Origin of the sequence: Streptomyces calidiresistens, from assembly GCF_014141525.1 — a bacterium.
Classification (GTDB): Bacteria; Actinomycetota; Actinomycetes; order Streptomycetales; family Streptomycetaceae; genus Streptomyces; species Streptomyces calidiresistens.
Window position 1 is genome coordinate 1 of the sequence record NZ_VKHS01001302.1, and the last position, 948, is coordinate 948.

At 77.8% G+C, this 948-nt stretch carries 1 protein-coding gene and 1 pseudogene; one reads left to right on the plus strand and one right to left on the minus strand.

Translation table 11 applies throughout. The features are described 5' to 3' along the window. A partial coding sequence (locus FOE67_RS27005; RefSeq protein ID WP_228474351.1) for a hypothetical protein occupies positions 1-481 on the plus strand: 481 nt, incomplete at its 5' end. Between the two features lie 127 nt (positions 482-608). Here FOE67_RS27005 and FOE67_RS27010 read toward each other — a convergent pair. Beyond that, positions 609-948 (minus strand): annotated as a pseudogene (locus FOE67_RS27010) (hypothetical protein); the annotation flags it as partial.

Sequence of the window (948 nt, forward strand, 5' to 3'; positions counted from 1 at the left end):
CCCCGCCGACGACCGGGGAGCCCCGCCGGCACCGGTGGCACCCGAGACCGGCACCGGGAGCGGCACCGGCACCGGGCGCCGCACCGGTGACGACACCCGGGGGGACCGTGGCCGGACCGGCACGGCCACCCACACCGGCGACACGGGAACGAGCGACGGCGGCCCCGGTCGGTCGCACAACGGCCACGCCGGCCCGGCACTGGTCCCGCAGGAGCGCGCCGAGGAACTGCGCGCCCGACTCCAGGCCGCCGTGCAGTCCTTCGTGGACGACCCCGAGCGGGCCGTCCGGGAGGCCGATGCCCTCCTGGAGGAGGCGGGCGAGTGCGTCCGCGAGTCCCTGGCCGAGCGGCGCGGGGCCCTGCGGGCCGACGGCGCCACCGGCGACCGGGACCGCGACTCCGCCGGCTCCGCCGGCACCGAGGAGCGGCGCACCGCGCTGATCGGCTACCGCGACCTGGTGGAGCGTCTGATCGCGGCCTGAGCCCGCCGCGAGCACCGCGTACGAAGCCGGTTCCGGCGCCCCCGACCGAGGGGGCACCGGAACCGGCTTTCTGTCATGCTCGCGACAGAATATTCCCGACAGGGGCCCTCCCGTCCCGGGGCCCCACTCATCCCTCCACGGCGGGTTCGGCGGGTTCCGCCGCACGCAGTTCCAGCCGCGGCAGCAGCACCCACTCGGCCCCCTCGATCCGCGCCTCCCCCGGATCGATCCGCACCGTCTGGTCGAGGTGCACCGGCCCGCCCCCCGACGGCGGCGGCAGCACCAGCGCCTCCACCGCGCGGTGGCGACGCAGTTCCCCGGAGAGGGCGCGCAGGCCGATCTCCCAGGCGGGCCCGAAGCGGAAGTGGTCGGCCACCAACCGCTCGCCCACCAGGGCCCGGGCCACGTCCCCCCGGACACGCAGCCGCAGCAGCACCTCCCCCTCCCCCGGCGGGGCCCACTCCCTG